Here is a 20219-nt window from a genome sequence, read left to right as displayed (position 1 = left end):
GGAGTATCCCTGATGGCAAACACGATGCAATTCGACCTCGTCAGCCCCGAGCGGAGCCTTGCTTCGCTTCAGGCGAGCGCGGTCCAGATTCCCGGCGCGGACGGGGACATGACGGCGATGCCCGATCATGCCCCCACCATCACCACGCTGCGCCCCGGTCTGCTCAAGGTCGAGGCACCCGAAGGGTCCAGCGAATACCTGGTCACCGGCGGGTTTGCCCAGATCAACGGCGACAGCCTGTCAGTTCTGGCCGAAAAGGCCATCCCGGTGGCGGAAGTAACCCGCGCGCATCTGGACGAGCTGATCGCCGAGGCACGCGCCTCGCACGAGGTGGCGAAGGAAAACGGCGAACAGACCATTGTCGACGATGCAGCCAAGCTGCTGGCCGACATGGAAGCGCTTGGAGCGCATATGAGCCTGTAACGGGCCCACTAGTGAAAAATTTGAGCGGCCTCGCAATTGCGGGGCCGTTTTTTTGTCGTGCTTTTGCCGAAATGCCGGGGTAAGTTGCGGGAATTCAAGAATAATGATGATAAGATGAAAAAGTTTCTAACCCATCCCATTGGAATTGAGCAGGGTGAAAATGTCCTGTTCTCGGAGTTTGCCGAAGGCGGCGATATGTGGACCGGGCAGGGGCCGCGTGAACGCCGCGCAAACATTCGGTTCAAAGAAGCATTTCGGACCCCGCCTATGGTGCAGATCGGGATCTCGCTGTGGGATGTCGACACGTCCTCGGCGCTGCGCGCAGAGGTTCAGGCCGAACATATCACTGCCGAGGGTTTTGACGCAGTATTCCGGACCTGGTCCGACACTCGGATTGCTCGCATCCGGGCAAGCTGGACCGCGATAGGAGAGGTGGCACACCCGGACGACTGGAATATATCCTGATCCGGGTTCGCCATGTTTTCAGGCGTTTGAACGACTGATTGGGTTCAGTCGTCCTGCGCTTCGATCATGTCCACGCGTGTGGCGTGGCGGCCGCCTTCGAATTCGGCATTCAGAAACGCGTCAACGATGTCCAGCGCCAGACCCTCACCGACAACCCGCGCGCCAATCGACAGCATGTTGGCGTTGTTGTGCTGGCGGATCATGCGGGCCGAGAATGCGTCGGAACAAACGCCACAGCGAATGCCGGGCACTTTGTTCGCAGCCATCATGATACCCTGCCCAGTGCCGCAGAGGACGATACCCAAGCTGCAATCGCCCGAGGCAACGGCCTGCGCCGCAGCCTTGCCGTGCTTGGGGTAATGGGTGCTTTCCGGGGTTGTCGGGCCGATATCAACCACGTCCCAACCTTGCTGTGCGATGTGGTTGGCCACGGACTGGCGCAGCTCGATCGCCGCGTGATCGCTGGAAAGAACAATACGTTTATTGGCAGTCATGGAGGTGATTCCACTTGTGTCGCCGATCGCACCCACTGGTCAGATATCCGCGCAATCGGTATTTCAGATATCAGGGGGCGACATGTTTGGCCGCCCCTGTTGCTCAATCCATCTGATACATGGATTCGTAGATCGGGGTCAGCGTCTTGTCTTCGAACAGCGAAGACACACTGGTTCCGTTCCAGATATTCAGGATCGCCTGGGTGAAGATCGGCGCAGTCGGAACGATGCGGATGTTCTTTGCCTTCAAAATCTCTTTGGTCGGCTGGATCGTGTCGGTCAGCACCAGCGACTTCATGACCGAGTTCGTCACCCGCTCGACCGCGGGGCCGCTCATGACACCATGCGTGATGTAGGAGTGAACTTCCTTGGCGCCATTGTCCAACAGGACCTGCGCGGCCTTGCAAAGTGTTCCGGCGGTGTCACACATATCGTCGACGATCAGGCAGATCTTGTCCTTCACATCTCCGATAACGGTCATTTCAGCGACTTCGCCTGCTTTCTCACGCCGCTTGTCAACGATCGACAAAGGGGCATTGATGCGCTTGGCCAGTTCACGCGCGCGCGCCACGCCGCCCACGTCGGGTGAAACCACCATGATCTCATCCAGATTGTCCTTGAACTGGTTTTTGACATCCAGCGCAAAGATCGGCGAGGCGTACAGATTGTCGACGGGCATATCGAAAAACCCCTGAATCTGCGCGGCATGAAGATCCATCGTCAGAATCCGCTCGATCCCTGCGCCGGTCAGCATATTGGCCACCAGCTTGGCGCTGATGGGCGTGCGGGCCTTGGTGCGGCGATCCTGGCGGGCATAGCCGAAATAGGGGATCACGGCCGTGATCCGTTGCGCCGACGAGCGGCGCAGTGCGTCGGCGATGATCAGCAGCTCCATCAGGTTGTCGTTGGCCGGGTTCGAGGTCGGCTGGATAATGAACATATCCTCGCCGCGTACGTTCTCGAACACTTCGACGAAGATCTCGCCATCGTTGAACCGTTCGACGCGTGCATCGACCAATCCCTGGTCGACACCGCGATACAGGCTCATGCGACGGGCGATGGTTTTGGCAAGTGGAAGGTTGGCGTTCCCAGCGATAAGCTTGGGTTCGTGAAGTGTCGGCATCGGCTGAGGTCCCCGGGCAGCAATGGCAATGTGACAGATTCGTGATGTTGACACCGCTTAGCATGGCCTTACCGTCCCGCAAAGGTAACGCAGCGGAGAAAGTGAACATGACCCGGATTGACTACTTTTTTGCGACAATTTCGCCCTACAGCTATCTTGCGGGGAACCGGCTGGAAGAGATTGCGGCGAAACACGACGCAACGATTAACTACAAGCCGCTGGACATCATGGCCCTGTTCGCACGTACCGGGGGCACGCCGCCGAAAGACCGTCATGTATCGCGCATCGAATACCGCGCTCAAGAGTTGCTGCGCCAATCGAAGAATCTGGGGATGGAGTTCAACCTGCAACCGGCGCACTGGCCGACCAACATGGCGCCGTCCTCCTATGCGATCATCGCCGCGATCAAGGATGGTTCGGGCGACGTGGGCAAGTTGTGCCAGTTGATACTGCGCGCCTGCTGGGCCGAAGAAAAGGACGTCGCTCAGGATGATGTGATCCGGGACTGCCTGGCAAATGCCGGGTTTGACCCGGAACTGGCCAACAGCGGTCTGCTGGTCGGGGCCGAAACCTATGCCGCCAATCTGGAAGAAGCCGTGGATCGCGGCGTGTTCGGCGCGCCGTTCTACATCACGCCGGATGGTCAACGCTTCTGGGGGCAGGATCGCCTGGATGATCTGGATCGGCATCTGTCCGAGATCGATGGATGACAGCCCCGACGGCGATGCAATCCGGTTTCGTGAGACGATTGGGTGACGGAGGGCGCAATTTGCTTGCCCTTCATTGCACCATTGCACATTCCGGCGCGTGGTCCGGCCTGGCCAAGGCATTGGATGGCAGCGTGTGTCTTGTTGCACCGGACATGCTGTCTCATGGGCGCAGTCCGGATTGGGACGGTCAAAGCGATTTCTTTGACGCTGTGACAGAGCTGGCGGCGGTCGAATTGACCGAGCCCACGGATCTGGTCGGCCATTCCTTTGGGGCGATCGTTGCGCTCAGACTGGCCATCGAGCACCCGGACCGTATTCGAAGTTTGACCCTGATTGAGCCTGTGTTCTTTGCGGTGGCAAAACAGGACGCGCCCGGTTTCTACGATCAGCACCTGCGAGAGTCCCAGCCGATTGAAGCAGCGTTCCAAGCAGGCGACGAAGCGCTGGCCGCGCGGTTGTTCAACCGGATGTGGAGCTCTGGCATCAGCCCCAAATGGCATGACCTGCCAGAGCGGACGCGCGCCAGCATGGTACGTGGGATTCATGTTGTTCCCGCGTCTTATCCCGTTCTGTACGATGACCGGGAAGGGTTGCTTGACCCCGACAGATGCAAGCGCGTATCGATGCCAACCCTGTTGCTGAGCGGATCAAAGACCCACCCGACGATCCCCGCAATCTGTAAAGGATTGCAGCGTCGTCTGCCGAACGCACGCCATGAAGTCGTTCAAGATGCGGGGCATATGCTGCCCATTTCGCACCCCCTTGAAACCGCCGTGCTGCTTCAGGAGTTCTGGAAAGCTGGCCACGGGGCGGGTGTTACAACAGGCTGAGAAACTGATCGATCTCGGCTGTTCCGATCGACCAGTCGCAGACCAGTCTGCACGCAAGGCTTTCATCGTCATCGTCACCTTCCAGCTCGGCCCCCCAAAGGTGGTAGATTGCCCCGGCCTCATGCAGCTGTTTGTGCTTCGCGCGTGAAAAAGCGGCAAAGACCATATTGGCCTGCGGTTCGTGCAGGAACTCGGCCCCTTTTGCACGCAAGCCATCGGCCAGCCGGGCACAGTTTGCATTGGCCTGACGCGCCAGCTTCAGCCACAGATCATCATCAAGATAGGCCGCCATCTGAGCGGACAGGTAGCGATGCTTGGAAAACAGATGCGCCCCGCGTTTGCGCCGCAGCTCGAATTCCCAGGCCTTGCTCTCGTCAAAGAACACCACGGCCTCGACGCCCATCAGGCCGTTTTTGGTACCACCGAAGCTGACTGCATCCACCCCGGCTTTCCATGTCATGTCAGCCGGAGAGCAATTCAGGGCTACCAGGGCATTGCTGAACCGGGCCCCATCCAGATGGACGGGCAAGCCATATTCCTTTGCGACCCCGCACAGCGCCTGCAACTCCTCCAGCGAATAGACCGATCCGCGCTCGGTGACCTGGGTGATCGACACCGGCCCGCGCTGCGGCCCGTGAACACCACGGGTTTCTTCGCCCAAGATGGACCCGCGCAGCGCGTCCGGCGCCATCTTGTCACCGCCGGGAACAAGGGTCAGCTTGGCCCCGGTGTAAAACTCGGGCGCGTTGCACTCGTCTTCGTGAATATGGGCAACCGGAGAGCAGAAGATCGTTTCCCAAGGGTTGGACAATGTGGCAAGAGCCAGAGAATTTGCCGCTGTCCCCGTCGCCACCAGATAGACGGCCGCCCCCGGAGCTTCAAAGATGCTGCGAATGCGGTCACGCACCTCGTTCATCATCGTGTCGGCGCCATAGGCCATCTGATAGCCCTTATTGGCCTCGGCCAGTTTGGCCATGACCTGCGGGTGAACCGGCCCGGAATTGTCAGATGCGAAATACATCAGCTAGGCTCCTCGATAATGTAGTCTTCCCACTCTTCCATGGGGGTTTCGAACTCGGACACCGTGCGCCCTCGGACCGACACGCCTGCGGCGTGCACGGTTTCCGGCGTACCAGACAACAATGGGTGCCAGTCGTAAAGCGGTTTGCCCTCCCACAGCAGCCGATAGGCGCAGGTTTGCGGCAACCAATAGGCGTGTTCGTCGATATTGTCGGGCGTCATGACGATGCATTCAGGGACGAATTGATGCCGGATGTCGTATTGCGTGCAGCGGCAGCTTTCATCGTCCAGCAGGCGGCAGGCGACGCAGGTCAGGGCAACTTCGCCCGAGTCTTCATCTTCCAGCTTGTTGAGGCAGCACTTGCCGCAGCCGTCACACAGGGCCTCCCACTCGCGCTGGTTCATCTTGCGCAGCGGTTTGCGTTCCCAGAACCGGGCGGGCAGGCCGGTGCGTTCAATCGGATCGGCGCTCATAGGGTGCCAGAATGCCCCGGGCCTGTTCACAATCGGCATTCATCTGCGCGATCAGACCATCCAGCCCGTCAAATGTCATTTCAGGGCGCAGGAATTCGATCAGCCCCACCGACAAGGTCGCCCCGTACAGGTCGCCGGAAAAGTCGAACAGGAAGGTTTCGATATTTGGCACTTCGCCATGGAACATCGGGCGGACCCCAACCGAGGCCGCGCCGTTATAACTGCCCTGATGCGGGCCATCCAGCACGTCGACCAATACGGCGTAGACACCGAACTTGGGCGGGTGGAGCCCTTCGATGGACATGTTCGCGGTTGGGAAACCCAGCTCCCTCCCGCGCTGCTCGCCCCCGATCACCTCGCCTTCGATCCTGTGCCAATGGCCCAGCATCGCGGCGGCATCCTTTGGGCGACCCTCGCTCAACGCGGTTCGGATGGCGGTTGACGAGACCACGTTTTCCGACCGCTGCATCAAAGGGGCGATCGTCACGCCAAATCCCATCTCTTGCCCGAACCGAACCAGATCGTCAGCCGTCCCGCTGCGGCCCTTGCCAAAACAGAAATCGGCCCCGACCACGACATGGGACAGGCCCAGCCCGTCACAAATCACGTTGCGCGCGAATTCATCGGGGGAAAGCCCGGCCAGCGCCGCGTTGAACGGCAGTTCATACAGTTTCTTCACACCCAGTTTCTCAAGCCGATGCGCCCGCGCATTGCCGCGCATCAGGCGGAACGGAGGAGAGTCCGGCGCAAAGTATTCACGCGGATGCGGCTCGAAGGTCATGACCCCCAGTGGCGCATCCGGGGCCGCGTCGCGGGCCAGTTCGATCACCGACTGGTGCCCCACATGAACGCCATCAAAATTCCCGATCGCAACGCTGGCGCCGCGATCTTCTGGCTCGACAAACTGGAAATCCCGGATGATGTGCATAGGCGATTGCGTAGCGTTGCGTTGCGATTTGTTCAAGCGGCAGTTTGAATTCAAGGCACCGGTCCTGGCGAAACACACCAAAACCATTTGCCGGACATGATTGCACACGGGGCATCCCTGGAATGCTGTACAACATTTGGTCAACTGCTTGATCCAAAAAAAATACTGGGTGTAGACTGGGTTTCCGGCCCTCGGACCACGCTGGGCGGCGGACGATGGCCCGGCCAGGTTCAAATGAACCCAGCACAGGAGGCAGACCCATGTATCGATTGCGACTGTTCGCGATTCGCAACGCCCGTGCGTTCGAGTGGATTTACAAATGTGTCGAACGGGGCATGGTCGCGATGGATCCGGTCTTTGCAAAGATCGGCTACAACCGCGTTGAACGCCCCATTGCGCTGGTCGAAAAAGGCGTCAAAAGTCTTTTGTTTGATTGCAAGATGTGCGGACAATGCGTTTTGTCTTCGACGGGTATGTCTTGCCCGATGAACTGCCCCAAGCAACTGCGCAACGGCCCGTGCGGCGGTGTACGTCCCGGTGAGTTCTGCGAGGTGAAGCCCGATATGAAATGCGTCTGGGCTTTGGCCTGGGACGGCGCCAGCCGCATGCAACACGGGGGCAACAAGATAAAAGAGGTTCTTCCGCCCGTGGAACACACGTTGAAGGGATCATCATCCTGGCTGCGGGTCAGCCGCGAGATCGCCGCACGGGAACGCGAGGCCCGGGACGCTGCCCGCGAAACGCTTGCGCAGGCGTTCCCGGAGGCGCGTGAAAACGAACCCTCTGCGGCACCTCTGGCTGCAGAACCCCCCAACGCGGTGAACCGGGAGCTGAAGAAATGAATGATGCCCATCGCAGCGAGGTCGAGCCGATCGGCTATGTGCCTGTTCCCGAAGGCTATGTCTCGCACAGTCGATTGGAAAGAGTTCTGCGTTCGGGTCGCTTTGCGGTGACTGCTGAACTTAACCCGCCAGACAGTGCTGACCCCGAGGATGTGTTTCAGGCGGCACAGCCGCTGGGCGAAGTGGCGGATGCGATCAATGCAACTGATGCGTCTGGTGCCAACTGCCACATGTCTTCGATAGGGATCTGTGCGTTGTTGACCCGCGCAGGGTATTCTCCGGTCTATCAGATTTCCTGCCGAGACCGGAACCGGATCGCCATTCAGGGGGATGTTCTGGGGGCTGCTGCGCTGGGCGTCAGCAACGTGCTGTGCCTGACGGGCGACGGTGTCGGGGTTGGGGATCAACCGGGCGCAAAACCTGTGTTTGACTTTGATTCCCTGACCTTGCTGCGGACGATCCGAACGATGCGCGATCAGGGAAAGTTTCTTTCCGGCCGCAAGATCACGCGCCCCCCTCAACTGTTTTTGGGTGCAGCGGAAAACCCCTGTATACCGCCCTATGACTGGCGCCCGGAACGTCTTGCAAAGAAGGTCGAGGCGGGGGCCGAGTTTATTCAGACCAACTATATCTACGACATTCCGCTCTTTGAAAGGTTCATGGACCGGGTTCGGGATGCCGGTCTGGACGAAAAAGTATTCATCATCGCGGGTGTCGGCCCAATCGCTTCGGCACGCGCGGCACGCTGGATGCGCAGCAATGTGCCCGGAATTCACATCCCGGATCATGTCATCGAGCGGATGGAAAAGGCCGAAAAGCCCGCGGAAGAGGGCAAGAAGATCTGTATCGAACTGATCCAGCAGATCCGGGACATCGCCGGTGTTTCCGGGGTTCACGTGATGGCCTACAGGCGTGAACACGTGGTGTCGGAAATCATTCTGGAATCAGGTGCGCTGAAAGGGCGAAAACGAACCCGTTCTTCCTGACGACCTTGTGTGCATTTGAGTGCCCAAACAATAAAGGCGCCGGTCCGGCGCCTTTTGCGAGACTGTGTTTGCCAGTCAGTCGAACTTGCGCGACGGGGCAAGCACCATCGCTTCGCCGATCAGGACCTTCTTGCCCTCGACCGAACAATGGCAGTCCAGCTTGACGCGGCGCTTGGCAAAATCGATGTCGATCACTTTCACCTCGGCATAGACCATGTCACCCGGACGCACAGGTGCCAGGAACTTCAGTGACTGACCCATGTAAACGGTGCCATGACCCGGCAGTTGTTCACCAATCACGGCCGAGATCAGACCCGCCGTCAGCATTCCGTGGGCAATACGGCCTTCGAAGATCGTATCGCGGGCATAGTCGTCGTCCAGATGCACCGGATTCCGGTCGGTCGAGACCTGCGCGAACATTTCGATATCTTCATCCGTCACCACTTTGCGCAGGTGGCGGGACATGCCCATTTCGATGTCTTCGATACAGATCGTTCCGCGCGGAAGATTGTCCAACATGTTGCCCTCACTCGAAATCGGCCGTGAAAGAAAAAACCATCATTTGGCCAAGGTTGGCAACTTTATTACTTCGCAGTTGCAGAAAATCAAGTCTTTTCTTATTACCTCAAGCGCCCGATCGTGTAGGTTGGATTGATCTTTTCCATTTCAATATAGGCGGTTAGAGATTCGTGGTGCGGATGATGCGACGTTTTTGTTTCTGCCGCGGCCAATCCGCCCGAGATGAACAGAGAATCAATGCCCTCTCCCATGCCGCCCAGAATGTCCGTGTGGGGGCCGTCGCCGATCACCAGAATGTCGCTGTCGGGGATGTCGTGCCCCAGTTCCTGCAACCTGCGGCGGGCCAGATCATAGATCGGGGGATGCGGTTTGCCGAAATACAGGCTCTCGCCGCCCATTTCGGTGTACAGCCTGGCCAAAGCACCGGCGCACCATTCGCGCACCTCGCCGCGGTCCACGACAATATCAGGGTTCGCACAAAGCAGTTTCATCCCCATCTGCTTGGCGTACAGGAAATCCGGCCGGTTCACATCCGGGTCGGCCATCGGGTCGAACGGACCGCAGCAGACAATACCCTCGGCTTCCTTCAGCGGCACACGCTCGATATGGATGGGGTGATCCAACAGTTTCAGCGGTTCGAAAAAGCCCGCATCGCGCTGCCACTCGCCCATGAAGTAAACCTTGTGCCCCACAGCACCCCGGAACATCGCAGATCGCGCGGAATCCCCGCTGGTGGCGATGGTGTCATACGCGTCGGCAGGGACGTTGAATTGCACGAGCTGCTCTGCCACCCCGGCGCGAGGTTTGGGAGAGTTCGTGACCAAGACCACCAGTCCACCCTTGGCGCGATAGGCCTTCAGCGCTTCGACCGCCTCGGGGTAGGCCGTGATGCCGTTGTGAACACAGCCCCAAAGGTCGACGAACAATGCCTTGTAACGGTCCGAGATCTCGGAAAGCGAGGAAACGATCTGGGTCATGGGTGCCTCTGGGTCTGATATCGCGCTGGCGACAGCTATGGCAAAGCTTGGGCCCGAACACCATCCCGCATTCCCGTTTGCGCCAAGGAATGGGTGAATCTGCTACTCGTCTTCGGTAATTTTCGTGACATCCGGGGCCTGCTGAACGTTTTCCGTTCCCAGGATGATCTGGGCCCCGATACGCGGCTGATACCGGATAATGGCCAAGTATCCGGGTCCTAGTTCCTCCTCCAACACCCCGACCAGAGGGGTCTCACGCAGCTTGGGTGGCAGCAAACCGGCAATGGAAGAAACCTTGAACTGCGCTTCGGCCGGCAGATCGACGATCAGCCAAACCTCGGCCCGCTTGCGCTGAGCGTTGACGTCGATGCGGATGATTTCCACGGAAACCGGATCGGCCCATGCACGAATGGACTCGGCCAGTTGCGCCTCGGTCCGCGTTTCCAGATAACGGTTGTAGGTGGACTTCCCAAGCTGCAGGACGACGACGACCAGAAACGCGATCGCGACAAAGACGCTGGCGGTAAAGTTCAGTTTGCGCTTTCCCTTGCTGAAAACCACGGAGCGCGCGGCATAGACAAGATAAACCGCGCAGGCTGACAGAATGATCGCGCCAAGGTTCGTTGCGAAAAGCAGCCCTGCCTCATAGGCCTCGGCGGGTTCGTCAAAATATAAAAGAATGCCCGAGGCCGACAGCGGGGGAACAAGCGAAACACCGATGGCCGCGCCGGGTAGAAGGCTCAATTCGGACTTGTTGATCTGAACATAGGCCCCGGCCACACCGGCAGCGAGCGCGACGATCAGGTCTTCGGTGCCGGGATCGGTGCGCGCCAGGACCTGGTCGGGGATCAAAATGCCACGGGGAACATCTGCGACATAGACCAGAAACCATGCCATCATCACGCAGACAATGGCAGCCAGGAAAACCGTAAGCGCCAGCGTCACCGCGCGTTTCAACCATCCCATGACCATCGCGGCGGCCACCCCGAGGATCGGGGTCATCAGCGGCGCCACAAGCATGGCCGCGATCACGACAGCGCCTGAGTTGCGCAGCAAACCCATGGTGGCAATCACGACCGACAGCGTCAGCAACATTGCAAAACGTCGCCAATACGCCGCCTTGTCGGTACCTTCAAAAAGAAGGATGCTGCGGGTGGTGCTCAGTTTTCGTACGACCATTGCATTTACCTGACCTGGGATAGGCTTTTGACCCCCGGTCAGACTAACAACCGGCAACGCCTCCGCAAATGGCTGTCAGCAAAGAAAAAAGGCGCCCGAATTGGACGCCTTCATATTTGGGTCGCTTGAGGATCAGACCTTCAGGTTCGGAATGATCTGCTTTTTACGGCTCATGATACCGGGCAGAACTACGGCGTCGCCGTCCACGGTTGCGCCAAAGCTTTTCTCGGCCACGGTTTTGACCAGATCATTGGGGACCAGCAGCGTGGCCTCTTCGTTCAGGATATCAACCACGAACAGCAGCACCTGCTCGACGCCGTCTTCCTTGGCAACGGCCACCATCGAGTCCGCCAGGCTGGCCTTGCGGTCCAGAACGACACCGGGGGCGGTGGTTTCCAGAACCGAGACCCGGAATTTGGTGCCGTCGACCTCGTATTCTTTACTGTCCATGCGGATCAACTCGGCGTCCGAAAAGGACGAGACATCCGATTTCGCCGCGAACATGTCTGCCGCATATGCCGAAATGTCCAGCTCGAGCTCGGCCGCCAGACGTTCTGCAACCTCGCGGTCATGCGCCGTGGTGGTGGGTGAGCGGAATTCCAGAGTATCCGACAGAATGCAGGTAAGCGCGGCGCCCTTGATGGCGTCGGGCATCTTGGCCGCATCTTCGCCCATCAGATCAACCATGATGGTGGCGGTGCAGGCCAGGGGGCGCACTGTGATGTCGATCGGGCCTTTGGTTTCCAGGCCACCGACCAGCTTGTGATGGTCGATGATGGCGCGGATGTCCGCGTCGTTGATGTTGGCCGGCAGTTCGGCGGGGTTGTTGGTGTCGACGATAACCACCGGCGTTTCCGCGGGCAGGTCCTCAAGGATCCGCGGCTTGGGCAGGTCCCAGTTTTCCAGCATGAATGTTGCTTCGGTGTTGGGTTCACCCAGCAGTACGGGTTCGGTCTGCTCACCCTTGACCTCGTTCAGGTACCACGACCACAGGATCGGCGAGCCTGTGGAATCTGTGTCGGGGGATTTGTGGCCAAATACTAGCGTCGTCATGTCAGTGTCCTGCGGAATGGAAATTTGCGCGCCTTATAGGGCGGCTAAAGGCCGTTGTCACGCCGCTGAGCACTGTCTGCGACGCTTGGTCTGAAAACCACTGGGTCCGTTCAGAATTCGGCGCGTGTCAGAACGTATCCGGCCTGCTCCAGCTGATTCAGCAGGCCGTAATCATCGCTCAGGTGTCCCGCGCCGACCGCAATCACAACTGTCTGATCCCTGATGTCCAGAATCTGCGCCATCCAGTTGGCATTTCGCTGCACCAGCAATTGCTGCTCGAAATCCTGCCATTCCGCATCGAAGGCTTCGGGGCTCAGGCCCGACTGCTCCAACCCCTGTAAACGGGCAAGCTGTAAGATCTCGGCGTGCTTTTCTTCAAGATACGCGTTGGCCATGGTGGCCAACTGGTCTGCATTGCCCTGCATCGCCCCGGACAGGCGCACAAGCGACTCGACCTGTTTCTCAAGCGGATAACTGTCGAACATGGCCATAAGGTCTTCGACTCGTTCCAGCGAGTGCTGCGGGATACCTTTTTCAACGGCCAGATCGTTCAGGCGGGCGTCCATTCCATAAGTTGAATTCGGGTCCTCGATCATGCAGGGCGGAATGCTCAGCATCATGGTCAGGAACCACGGACGCATCTTCGCAGCCATCCAGCCGGGGATGCCGCGCTGGGCCAGGGCTGCGGACAGCGCATCCCATTCGTCTTCCTCCATCAGATCGATCAACGTAGGGCCCGAGGTAATCATTACCGCACTCAGGTCGTTGGCCATGGTCTTTTCGAAGGCGTCCATGTCGTGCTGAGTGACTTCGAAATAAAAGGCGTCCGCTTTGCTGAGTTCGGGCGACAGGCGGTCAATCACGTCTTCCATGCGCGGATCGTAACTGTGCAACGTGCCGATGATGTGCAAAACCGTGTCGCCCTTGCGTGCAATCCAGTGATTGCCTTCGGGATAAGCGATCTGGGCCACTGCACTTTGCAATTTTGTCCGGGTTTCCTCGGGCAGTTGTGGCCGCAGGTCCACCCCCTCGCACGCGGCCTGAGCCGAGATCGGAAACAGAAGGAACGCAAGAAACGTGAGCAAACGCATGGGGCCAGCCTGAATGGTGTCAAGAAGTTGAACCCAGACTTAGCCACGCCACCTGCCGATGTTCAAGCCGCCCGTCTGGTATTCCCTGGCAATCTGCGTAGCATGGCCACATGAACCGCGAGCAGGATCTCTATCCCCCGGTCAAGGCGCTGCTGGAGCGTCAGGGATACACCGTCAAGGGTGAAGTCGGCGCAGCCGACATCGTGGCGGTGCGCGATGGGGATGCGCCGGTGATCGTCGAACTGAAACTGCGGTTCACGCTGTCCCTGTTTCATCAGGCGATCACCCGGCTGAAACTCACCGATCTGGTCTATGTTGCCGTCTGCAAACCCACCGGCCGAACGGCCCGGCGGGCGCTGAAAGATAATCTGGCACTGTGTCGTAGGCTCGGCCTGGGCCTGATCACCGTGCGGGCTGATGGTACGGTCGAGGTTCAGTGCGATCCCGGCCCCTACGCGCCCCGAAAGAACAAAGCCAGGGCCGCACGGTTGCTGCGCGAATTCGACCGGCTGCAAGGCGACCCGAACGCCGGGGGCGCGACGCGCCATGGTATCGTGACGGCGTATCGGCAGGATGCGCTGAAATGTGCGGCCTATCTGGCCGAGAATGGCCCGTCAAAGGGGGCGGACGTCGCCAGATCGGTCGCGGTCCCGGTCGCCACCCGGCTTATGCGGGAAAACCACTACGGGTGGTTCGAGAAGGTTGAAAAAGGCATCTATGGGCTTACGTCAGAGGGCGCAGAAGGGTTGAAGCATTGGGCCTATAGCTGGGAACAGGCTGACTGATCCATTTTGCAAAAAAATCTCTCACAAATTGTTGACTCGGACTTTTAGACTCCCTAGCTATGCGTCGTTATCACTCACACACCCCGAGTGCTAACGCCTCGTCGAAAGGCGGGGGGAGGATAGATAAACTTTGAGCCCAAGGAGCTACAAAGATGGCATTGAAACCGCTTCATGACCGTGTGCTGGTTCGCCGCGTAGAGAGCGAAGAGAAAACCGCAGGCGGCCTGATCATTCCTGACAGCGCAAAAGAAAAGCCAAGCGAAGGCGAAGTCGTCGCAACCGGCGAAGGTGCGCGCAAGGACAGCGGCGAACTGATCGCAATGGCTGTCAAGGCTGGCGACAAGATCCTGTTCGGCAAATGGTCGGGCACCGAGGTTCAGGTCAACGGCGAAGAGCTGCTGATGATGAAAGAAAGCGACATCATGGGGATCATCGAGTAAGCGCGCGCTTTCTCTGATCTTCATTTCAAATCAATTTCTCAAGGAGAAACGACATGGCTGCAAAGGACGTCAAATTCGACACCGATGCCCGCAACCGTATGCTGAAGGGTGTGAACATCCTGGCCGACGCGGTTAAAGTGACCCTGGGCCCCAAAGGCCGCAACGTGGTTCTGGACAAATCCTTCGGCGCGCCGCGCATCACCAAAGACGGTGTTTCGGTTGCCAAGGAAATCGAACTGGAAGACAAGTTCGAAAACATGGGCGCGCAGATGGTGAAAGAAGTCGCCAGCCGCACCAATGACGAAGCCGGCGACGGCACCACCACGGCAACCGTTCTGGCACAGGCGATCGTAAAAGAAGGCCTGAAGCAGGTTGCAGCTGGCCTGAACCCGATGGACCTGAAGCGCGGCATCGACCTGGCAACTGCCAAGGTTGTTGAAGGCATTAAAGCTGCGTCGCGCGAAGTCAAAGACTCGGCAGAAGTCGCTCAGGTTGGCACAATCTCGGCCAACGGCGAAGCGGAAATTGGCCAGCAGATCGCAGACGCGATGCAGAAGGTTGGCAACGAAGGCGTTATCACCGTCGAAGAAAACAAAGGTCTGGAAACCGAGACCGACGTTGTCGAAGGTATGCAGTTCGACCGCGGCTACCTGTCGCCTTACTTCGTCACCAACGCAGACAAGATGATCGCAGAGCTCGACGACTGCATGATCCTGCTGCACGAAAAGAAACTGTCCTCGTTGCAGCCGATGGTTCCGCTGCTGGAGCAAGTGATCCAGTCGCAGAAACCGCTGCTGATCATCGCCGAGGATGTTGAAGGCGAAGCGCTGGCAACTCTGGTTGTCAACAAACTGCGCGGCGGCCTGAAAATTGCTGCCGTCAAAGCACCAGGCTTCGGCGATCGCCGCAAGGCCATGTTGCAGGACATCGCAATCCTGACCGGCGGTCAGGTCATCAGCGAAGATCTGGGCATGAAGCTCGAGTCCGTCACCATGGACATGCTGGGCACCGCCAAGAAAATCGAAATCACCAAGGACGAAACCACCATCGTCGACGGTGCTGGCGAGAAGGCCGAGATCGAAGCACGTGTTGCCCAGATCCGCACTCAGATCGAAGAAACCTCGTCGGACTACGACCGTGAGAAGCTGCAAGAGCGCGTTGCCAAACTGGCAGGCGGTGTTGCTGTTATCCGCGTCGGCGGCATGACCGAAGTTGAAGTGAAAGAGCGTAAAGACCGTGTGGACGATGCTCTGAACGCAACACGCGCTGCCGTTCAGGAAGGCGTTGTTGTGGGCGGTGGTGTTGCTCTGGTCCAGGCCGGTAAAGCACTGGAAGCTCTGAAAGGTGCAAACGCCGATCAGGACGCAGGTATCAACATCGTTCGCAAGGCAATCGAAGCGCCGCTGCGTCAGATCGCCGAGAACGCAGGTGTCGACGGCGCGGTTGTAGCCGGCAAGGTCCGCGAATCGTCGGACGCAGCATTCGGCTTCAACGCGCAGACCGAAGAATATGGCGACATGTTCTCGTTCGGTGTGATTGACCCGGCCAAAGTGGTTCGGACTGCTCTGGAAGACGCTGCATCGGTTGCTGGCCTGCTGGTCACCACCGAAGCAATGGTTGCCGACAAGCCGGCCAAGGAAGGCGCGGCGCCTGCCGGCGGCATGCCCGACATGGGCGGTATGGGCGGCATGATGTAAGCACGTCGAATTCGCCCCGGCGAATTCTGACGACCCGACAGGCGCTTGGCGATATCGCCAAGCTGCCGATAGGGAAGCCGTATAGCTTAAGAACGGGGTCGCCTTCGGGCGGCCCCGTTTTGTGTTGACAGTTCTGTTTTCAAGGCGTGTTTAGACGCTGCTTTGTCCGGCGCCGGATGTCTGTTCCCACAACCTTCGCGAAAGTGAGTGTGCAAATCCCGCCCAAACGGCTATGCGGATGGCATGAGATTGTTTTTGCTCACCGCCCTGACCATGTGTGCCTTTGCGGCGAACTCCATTCTGAACCGGTTGGCCATCGACAGCGGAGCCAGCGATCCGACCGGATTTGCCATCGTTCGGGTTTTGGCGGGGGCCGTGGTCCTGGCCGCTCTTGTGTTGGCACGCGGAGGGCGCCTTCCGCTGCGCAATCGAAGGCGGATCATTGGCGCGGGGTCGTTGACGCTCTACATGATCGGATTTTCAATCGCCTACCTGACGCTGGATGCAGGCTTGGGCGCATTGATTCTGTTCGGCGTGGTGCAAATTACGATGTTTTCTGTCGGCGCATTGACGGGTGCTACTCCGACCGCACGGCAGGTGGCAGGGGCAGGGGTCGCGCTTGCTGGTCTTGCCTATGTGCTGTGGCCGACTGGAGCCGTTCAGGTCGACTTGGCTGGCGCGGCTCTGATGGCCGCCGCCGGTATTGGTTGGGCCCTTTACTCGATAGCGGGCCGTTCTGAAACAAACCCGCTGGAGGGAACGGCCGCCAATTTCATCGTCGCATTGCCGTTGACTGCCCTGGCGATGCTTGCCGGCGGCAGCGTCTGGCAGATGAGCGGGGCGGGATATCTGCTGGCCGTCCTGTCCGGCGCGGTAACATCCGGGCTTGGCTATGCTTTGTGGTATCGTGTTTTGCCTCAATTGGCCCCGTCCGTGGCGGCTGTCGTTCAACTCAGCGTGCCGGTGATCGCAATTCTCGGCGGTGTCGTCTTTCTGGGCGAGATTGCCGGAGCACGGCTGATCATCGGCGCCACGCTTGTTTTGGGCGGTATCGCGCTGGCCGTGCTGCGACGTCATCGGGGCTAGGGCTTTTATCAAAGGCTGATAGGCTTTATCTGGCGGTTATGAAACTTTTGATTGCCTTGCTCTTCTGCCTCGTTCCTGCCGCAGCCAGTGCGAAATGTGTGATTCTTCTGCACGGCCTTGCGCGCACCGAGGCCTCGTTTACCGTGATGGAGCAGCTGTTCAAGGCGCATGACTATACCGTAGTGCGCCACGGGTATCCATCGACCGAAATCGGTATTCCGGAACTGGCAAGGCAAACCATACCGGACGCGCTTGCGGCATGTGGCGATGACAAAGCCAATGTCGTTGCGCATTCCATGGGCGGTATCCTGTTGCGCTATTGGCTCAAGGACCATCGGCCCGAAAACCTGGGTCGTGTCGTCATGCTCGGCCCGCCCAATCAGGGCAGCCAGTTGGTCGATGAGCTGAGCGCATGGGAAGTGTTCGGGTATCTGAACGGCCCGGCGGGCCTGCAATTGGGCACAGGTCCCGAAGGCATTCCGCGCCGCCTGCCGCCGGTGGATTTTGAACTGGGGGTGATCGCGGGTGAGAATTCGCTCAACCCGCTGTTTTCATCGCTGATCGACGGGCCGGATGACGGTAAGGTTTCGGTTGAAACCACCAAGGTCGAAGGGACGAAGGATCATCTTGTTCTTCCGGTGACCCACACGTTCATGATGAACAACCCGCGGGTTATGGCACAGGCGCTGCATTTCATCGAATTTGGCCAATTCGATCGGCAGATCACCTGGTTGGACGGCGTGATGGAGATAATCGACGAGATCTGCATCGGGCAGGATTGCTCGGAACCTGACTCGGAGCCCACACAATGACTTTTCTGGATCTGACGTTGACCGGCGCAGAGGTTCTGTTGCCGGAGGATGGTCTGTCGCGCTGCGATCTCTCGATGGCGGAGGGCGTTATTCAGCAAGATCGGACCGGGCGCAGAGTTGACCTGACCGGTTATCTTGTCCTGCCCGGTATCGTCGATCTGCACGGGGACGGGTTCGAACGCCACATCGCCCCGCGCCGGGGCGCAATGAAGCAAATGAACGAAGGTATTCTGGCAGCCGACGCCGAACTGGCCGCCAATGGCATCACCACCGCGGTGCTGGCGCAGTTCTACAGCTGGGAAGGTGGCGTGCGCGGCCCCGAGTTTGCCGCGCAGGTATTTCGGGCCATCGCTGCGGTCAAGAACAGCACCGTCACGGATCTGATCCCGCAATTGCGGTTCGAGACCAACATGCTGGAGGACTACGAAGGTCTGGCCCATCGTATCGCCGAATGGCAGGTGCCCTATGTGGTGTTCAATGATCACCTGCCGCATGATCGTTTGGCGCAGGGCAAAAAGCCGCCGCGCCTGACCGGGCAGGCGTTGAAGGCCGGACGCAATCCGGATGCGCATTTTGAGATGCTGCTCAATATGCATGCCCGCAGGAACGAGGTTCCCGCTGCCGTCGAAGCACTCAGCGCCGAACTTGTCTCAATGAGGGTGCGTTTGGGCAGCCATGATGACGCGACCGCCGAGACTAGGGCATGGTGGCGCGACCGGGGCGTGCGCATTGCCGAATTCCCAGAAACGCTTGAAGCCGCCGAAGCCGCGCGTTCTGCCGGGGATCACGTTATCCTCGGCTCTCCCAACGTTGTGCGGGGGGGATCACACAAGGGGAACGCAAGCGCCGTCGAACTGATCGCCATGGGGCTCTGTGATGCGTTGGCCTCGGATTATCACTATCCCAGCCCGCGCCGCGCGGCGCTGATGCTGGCCAAAACCGGTCTGCTGGATCTGGCCGGTGCCTGGGCGCTGGTCTCGTCCGGCCCCGCGCGGGTGCTGGACATGCAGGACAGGGGCACGCTCGTGCCGGGAAAACGCGCGGATCTGGTCATCCTGGATGCGGACACCCATCGCGTTGCAGCCACCCTGGCCGGTGGGCGCGTCAGTTACATGTCAGGCGACATCGCCGCCCGGTTTCTGGGTTAGGCCCCGCAAAACCTTCACCTTTTCCCAAATACTCTCGCCGAAGGCGTCGCGCGCAGGCGCGATAGCCTCAACGTTTGATGCGGTTGAAGTGCCCCATCTTGCGCCCGGCCTTTACCTCGGCCTTGCCATAGAGATGCAGCGCCACATCCCGCTCGCGCGCCAGCTCAGGCACGCGGTCCATGTCGTCGCCGATCAGGTTCTCCATCACCACGTCCGAATGGCGCTGCCCGTCCCCCAAAGGCCAGCCCGCCACCGCGCGGATGTGCTGTTCGAACTGATCGACAGCACAGCCGTTCTGCGTCCAGTGGCCCGAGTTATGCACGCGCGGAGCGATCTCGTTCACGATCAGTCCGCCGGGTGTCACGAACAGCTCAACGCCCATCACGCCGACATATTCGAGAGCGTTCAGAATATTGGCCGCCAGCAGGATGGCATCGGTGCGCTGGGCGGGGGACAGGCGGGCAGGGATGGTGGTGGTGTGCAGGATACCGTCGCGATGCACATTCTCACCCGGATCGAAACAGGCGACCTGACCGTCCAGACCGCGGGCCGCGATGATCGACACCTCGTGCGAGAAATCCACGAACCCTTCCAGAATGGCCGGTGCCCCGGCCATATCGGCCAGAGCGGCCTCGGCATCCTCAGGCTTGCGTAGCCGGGCCTGCCCCTTGCCGTCATAGCCAAAGCGACGGGTTTTCAGGATGGCGGGTGTCCCGATCTGTTCGATCGCCGCATTCAGGCTGTTCAGGTCGGCGATATCCGCAAACGGGGCCGTCTTCAGGCCCAGCTCTTGCAGAAATGTCTTCTCGGTCAACCTGTCCTGGCTGACCCGCAAGGCCTCGCGCCCGGGGCGGATCGGGCGGTGCGCTTCCAGAATGTCCAGCGCTTCGGTCGGGATGTTCTCGAACTCGTAAGTGATGACATCGACCGCATCGGCAAAGGCTTTCAGCGCGTCTGCATCGTCATAGGCCGCAGTGGTGACGCGATCCGCAACCTGCCCCGCAGGTGGGTTCGCACCCGGCTCATAGATATGGCTGACAAAACCCAGCCTGGCGGCTGCCACGGACAGCATCCGGCCCAGCTGACCACCCCCCAGAATCCCGATCACTGCACCTTGGGCGAGCATTTCCGCCATCT

The 20219-nt window shown here is 59.4% G+C and carries 23 protein-coding genes; 12 read left to right on the top strand and 11 right to left on the bottom strand.

What is annotated here, in order from left to right; translation table 11 throughout:
- The first annotated feature begins 12 nt into the window (after positions 1-12).
- Positions 13-423 carry a F0F1 ATP synthase subunit epsilon gene (locus ACR0FB_RS16030; RefSeq protein WP_480621267.1) on the top strand — a complete coding sequence of 137 codons (411 nt, stop codon included), beginning with the start codon at positions 13-15 and terminating at the stop codon, positions 421-423.
- 114 nt (positions 424-537) lie between these two features.
- Entirely contained in the window at positions 538-888 is a 351-nt protein-coding gene (locus tag ACR0FB_RS16025; protein WP_171634501.1) for an H-type lectin domain-containing protein, read from the top strand.
- A 44-nt stretch (positions 889-932) separates the two neighbouring features.
- Here ACR0FB_RS16025 and rpiB read toward each other — a convergent pair whose 3' ends face one another.
- Both rpiB and ACR0FB_RS16015 read right to left on the bottom strand, forming a co-directional pair.
- Positions 933-1382, bottom strand: a complete 450-nt coding sequence (rpiB, locus tag ACR0FB_RS16020) for a ribose 5-phosphate isomerase B (protein ID WP_171634498.1) — start codon at positions 1380-1382, stop codon at positions 933-935.
- Between the two features lie 103 nt (positions 1383-1485).
- Entirely contained in the window at positions 1486-2505 is a 1020-nt protein-coding gene (locus ACR0FB_RS16015; protein WP_117872500.1) for a ribose-phosphate pyrophosphokinase, read from the bottom strand.
- 107 nt (positions 2506-2612) lie between these two features.
- Here ACR0FB_RS16015 and ACR0FB_RS16010 point away from each other — a divergent pair, with 107 nt between their 5' ends.
- Together ACR0FB_RS16010 and ACR0FB_RS16005 are read left to right on the top strand one after the other, a co-directional pair.
- Positions 2613-3215, top strand: coding sequence for a 2-hydroxychromene-2-carboxylate isomerase (locus ACR0FB_RS16010; protein WP_171722737.1), 603 nt, complete (start codon positions 2613-2615; stop codon positions 3213-3215).
- A complete protein-coding gene (locus tag ACR0FB_RS16005) occupies positions 3212-4045 on the top strand; it encodes an alpha/beta fold hydrolase (RefSeq protein WP_480621265.1) in 834 nt (277 codons plus the stop codon). The genes ACR0FB_RS16010 and ACR0FB_RS16005 overlap by 4 nt, the downstream gene beginning before the upstream one ends.
- On the opposite strand, the gene ACR0FB_RS16000 is transcribed toward ACR0FB_RS16005, so the two are convergent.
- The 3 genes from ACR0FB_RS16000 to ACR0FB_RS15990 are packed head-to-tail and all read right to left on the bottom strand — an operon-like array spanning position 4032 to position 6467.
- Positions 4032-5066, bottom strand: coding sequence for a threonine aldolase family protein (locus ACR0FB_RS16000; protein ID WP_480621263.1), 1035 nt, complete (start codon positions 5064-5066; stop codon positions 4032-4034). The genes ACR0FB_RS16005 and ACR0FB_RS16000 overlap by 14 nt on opposite strands.
- The gene (locus tag ACR0FB_RS15995; protein ID WP_171206268.1) at positions 5066-5539 is read right to left on the bottom strand and encodes a YcgN family cysteine cluster protein; all 474 of its coding nucleotides are present in this window, start codon (positions 5537-5539) and stop codon (positions 5066-5068) included. Before ACR0FB_RS15995 ends, ACR0FB_RS16000 begins: the two co-directional genes overlap by 1 nt.
- Complete coding sequence (locus ACR0FB_RS15990; RefSeq protein ID WP_480621261.1) at positions 5520-6467, bottom strand: bifunctional riboflavin kinase/FAD synthetase; 948 nt, start codon at positions 6465-6467, stop codon at positions 5520-5522. Before ACR0FB_RS15990 ends, ACR0FB_RS15995 begins: the two co-directional genes overlap by 20 nt.
- Before the next feature lie 260 nt (positions 6468-6727).
- On the opposite strand from ACR0FB_RS15990, the gene ACR0FB_RS15985 reads away from it, so the two are divergent.
- Positions 6728-7309, top strand: a complete 582-nt coding sequence (locus tag ACR0FB_RS15985; protein ID WP_171634484.1) for a methylenetetrahydrofolate reductase C-terminal domain-containing protein — start codon at positions 6728-6730, stop codon at positions 7307-7309.
- Positions 7306-8295: a methylenetetrahydrofolate reductase gene (locus tag ACR0FB_RS15980; RefSeq protein ID WP_152459000.1), complete on the top strand. Its 990-nt coding sequence runs from the start codon at positions 7306-7308 to the stop codon at positions 8293-8295. Before ACR0FB_RS15985 ends, ACR0FB_RS15980 begins: the two co-directional genes overlap by 4 nt.
- Before the next feature lie 75 nt (positions 8296-8370).
- Here ACR0FB_RS15980 and ACR0FB_RS15975 read toward each other — a convergent pair whose 3' ends face one another.
- The 5 genes from ACR0FB_RS15975 to ACR0FB_RS15955 form a co-directional block, all read right to left on the bottom strand.
- Positions 8371-8814 carry a MaoC family dehydratase gene (locus tag ACR0FB_RS15975; protein WP_117872517.1) on the bottom strand — a complete coding sequence of 148 codons (444 nt, stop codon included), beginning with the start codon at positions 8812-8814 and terminating at the stop codon, positions 8371-8373.
- Between the two features lie 101 nt (positions 8815-8915).
- Positions 8916-9791, bottom strand: a complete 876-nt coding sequence (locus tag ACR0FB_RS15970; protein WP_480492157.1) for a TIGR01459 family HAD-type hydrolase — start codon at positions 9789-9791, stop codon at positions 8916-8918.
- Positions 9792-9893: 102 nt separating this feature from the next.
- Positions 9894-10970, bottom strand: coding sequence for a DUF389 domain-containing protein (locus ACR0FB_RS15965; protein ID WP_480492155.1), 1077 nt, complete (start codon positions 10968-10970; stop codon positions 9894-9896).
- 132 nt (positions 10971-11102) lie between these two features.
- A complete protein-coding gene (locus ACR0FB_RS15960; RefSeq protein WP_171634476.1) occupies positions 11103-12023 on the bottom strand; it encodes a manganese-dependent inorganic pyrophosphatase in 921 nt (306 codons plus the stop codon).
- 110 nt (positions 12024-12133) lie between these two features.
- Positions 12134-13114, bottom strand: a complete 981-nt coding sequence (locus ACR0FB_RS15955; RefSeq protein WP_480621259.1) for a TraB/GumN family protein — start codon at positions 13112-13114, stop codon at positions 12134-12136.
- Positions 13115-13224: 110 nt separating this feature from the next.
- Between ACR0FB_RS15955 and ACR0FB_RS15950 the strand changes: the two genes are divergently transcribed.
- The 6 genes from ACR0FB_RS15950 (at position 13225) to ACR0FB_RS15925 (ending at position 19082) form a co-directional block, all read left to right on the top strand.
- Positions 13225-13899: a DUF2161 domain-containing phosphodiesterase gene (locus tag ACR0FB_RS15950; RefSeq protein WP_171118784.1), complete on the top strand. Its 675-nt coding sequence runs from the start codon at positions 13225-13227 to the stop codon at positions 13897-13899.
- Positions 13900-14051: 152 nt separating this feature from the next.
- Complete coding sequence (gene groES / locus ACR0FB_RS15945) at positions 14052-14339, top strand: co-chaperone GroES (protein WP_010441779.1); 288 nt, start codon at positions 14052-14054, stop codon at positions 14337-14339.
- Between the two features lie 53 nt (positions 14340-14392).
- Positions 14393-16036 (top strand): chaperonin GroEL, encoded by a 1644-nt coding sequence (gene groL / locus ACR0FB_RS15940; RefSeq protein ID WP_480621257.1) that lies wholly within the window; start codon positions 14393-14395, stop codon positions 16034-16036.
- 243 nt (positions 16037-16279) lie between these two features.
- Positions 16280-17122 carry a DMT family transporter gene (locus ACR0FB_RS15935; protein ID WP_171634468.1) on the top strand — a complete coding sequence of 281 codons (843 nt, stop codon included), beginning with the start codon at positions 16280-16282 and terminating at the stop codon, positions 17120-17122.
- Between the two features lie 38 nt (positions 17123-17160).
- Positions 17161-17934: an esterase/lipase family protein gene (locus ACR0FB_RS15930; RefSeq protein ID WP_480621255.1), complete on the top strand. Its 774-nt coding sequence runs from the start codon at positions 17161-17163 to the stop codon at positions 17932-17934.
- The gene (locus ACR0FB_RS15925) at positions 17931-19082 is read left to right on the top strand and encodes an alpha-D-ribose 1-methylphosphonate 5-triphosphate diphosphatase (RefSeq protein WP_480621253.1); all 1152 of its coding nucleotides are present in this window, start codon (positions 17931-17933) and stop codon (positions 19080-19082) included. The genes ACR0FB_RS15930 and ACR0FB_RS15925 overlap by 4 nt, the downstream gene beginning before the upstream one ends.
- Positions 19083-19149: 67 nt before the next feature.
- On the opposite strand, the gene ACR0FB_RS15920 is transcribed toward ACR0FB_RS15925, so the two are convergent.
- Positions 19150-20217, bottom strand: a complete 1068-nt coding sequence (locus ACR0FB_RS15920; RefSeq protein ID WP_480621251.1) for a 5-(carboxyamino)imidazole ribonucleotide synthase — start codon at positions 20215-20217, stop codon at positions 19150-19152.
- Between the last annotated feature and the right edge of the window lie 2 nt (positions 20218-20219).

It is taken from the genome of Ruegeria sp. P10, from assembly GCF_056534925.1.
This window is presented reverse-complemented; position numbering and strand designations above follow the sequence as displayed.